This window comes from Moorena sp. SIO3B2 (assembly GCF_010692525.1).
GTDB lineage: Bacteria > Cyanobacteriota > Cyanobacteriia > Cyanobacteriales > Coleofasciculaceae > Moorena > Moorena producens.
In genome coordinates this window covers 7074-8627 of the sequence record NZ_JAAHHE010000262.1, presented here as the reverse complement: position 1 = coordinate 8627, position 1554 = coordinate 7074, and the positions used below count along the sequence as shown (strand labels likewise).

Below are 1554 nucleotides of genomic sequence, written 5' to 3'. Positions count from 1 at the left end.
AAATGCTGGGAAGTTGGTCAAACATTATTAAACAAAAGACCAAGAAAACAGAGCGGCAGGGCAGTCCGTTCTTAAAGCCCAGCGCCTCCTAAGCAATAGCTGGATTGGCTGGGAAGCCCACACTGAACTCAAAGAGTCAGTGTGGGAGCTGTCACATCAAAAATCTGAACTCTTGCCTCTTGCCTTCCCCTCCTGGGAGGGGTTAGGGGTGGGTTCCTCTTGCCTGTTCCCGACAACTGCCACGAAGTCTACTAATGACTAATGGTCAGTTGGAAGCGATAAGCTTGCACAACTGCCTGACCTGCCATGTAAGTGGGGGCAAACAGCCAATCGCGAATCACTTGCTGTGCCAGTTGCTGAGCCTGCTCAATACTAATATTGCCTTGCCGCACTTGAATATAGTCCGGTAGCAGTTCCGGTTTACCATTTGCATAAATTAACACCACCACCTTCAACACTAACTCTTCCGATAAATCAATACCTGTCAAATTCAGCTCCTGAGCGGAAAATTCCGTTTGGTTAGCTGGTAGCGGTAGAGCCAATTGGTCTGGAATATCGTGATTCGGATTAGTCAGACCAAAGTTACTCATCTTAGCCAGAAAGCTATCTTTTGATGCCGACTCTTCCGGGATGCTGGAAGCCGGTGGCTGAATCGGTGGTGGCAGAGGTAAGGGTGAAGGTAGGGGGGTTTGGATTACTGGAATAGGCTTAACAGGAGTGATCGGAGTTGTTGGTTCAGGTGCGGGTACAGGTATAGTTAATTGATAATCTGTTGGCAGTGTTAGGTCTTTAACTGGTAAGCTTTCCTCTGTTGGTGTTGGATCTAAGTCAGGCTCAGTGCTATCAATGGTAGAGTTAGAGAGAGTTTGGTGATTAAGATTCCCCTCTGACCTAGGACTGGTGAGAGCTAAATCAGTGCTTTGATGGATTAGAGCTGTTGATCGGTCTTCTGGTGATGTCTCTTGCTCAGCTATGTCTTCCGGAATGATATCAATCAGATCTATGGCAATCAAATCCTGACTGGGTTGCGAACTCTCGAAGCGCCCCATCAAGAGCATATACAGTATCCACAAGAAGCATAGATGAATGACAATAGATGCCAAAACCATTGCCAACCATAGCATTGGCCGGTGGCAGTGAGGTGGTTCAGGTAAATTAGGGGGATTATTTGGGGGCAAATGTTTTGGCGTTGCTGATTATGCGTATGGTTTTGCCCCCCTAGCCCCCCAATTCTGCGGTGCGACCCGTGGCGAATTTAATTCGCCGACGGAAAGCGCACCGGTGGGGGAACAAAACTATGAAGCGATGCAGCGCGGTCTTGGGGAGGCAGCGCGGTCTTGGGGGTTCCCCCCACTCGCTATTGCCGTGGTTTCCCCCACTCGCTATTGCATCAAGACAAGTCCCCCAGAATTGGGGGATTTAGGGGGCTTTAAGACAACCAAATTATCGCACATTCATTCCTTAATTCAGCAACGCCAATGTTTTAGGGTCATTCCTAGCTAGAGCGTTGATTGAGAAATGCAATATAAGCATCAGCTATCAGCTATCAGCTAT

At 48.3% G+C, this 1554-nt stretch carries 2 protein-coding genes; one reads left to right on the top strand and one right to left on the bottom strand.

Annotation, left to right across the window (positions count from 1 at the left end):
• Positions 1-251: 251 nt before the first annotated feature.
• Positions 252-1124, bottom strand: a complete 873-nt coding sequence (locus F6K38_RS30385; protein WP_287358793.1) for a hypothetical protein — start codon at positions 1122-1124, stop codon at positions 252-254.
• A gap of 122 nt (positions 1125-1246) precedes the next feature.
• On the opposite strand from F6K38_RS30385, the gene F6K38_RS30380 reads away from it, so the two are divergent.
• Positions 1247-1423 carry a hypothetical protein gene (locus F6K38_RS30380; RefSeq protein ID WP_287312557.1) on the top strand — a complete coding sequence of 59 codons (177 nt, stop codon included), beginning with the start codon at positions 1247-1249 and terminating at the stop codon, positions 1421-1423.
• Positions 1424-1554: the final 131 nt, after the last annotated feature.

Bases quoted from the DNA above. Each gene is read 5' to 3' on its own strand.
- F6K38_RS30385 (WP_287358793.1), bottom strand. From the start codon at position 1,124: ATGCTATGGTTGGCAATGGTTTTGGCATCTATTGTCATTCATCTATGC.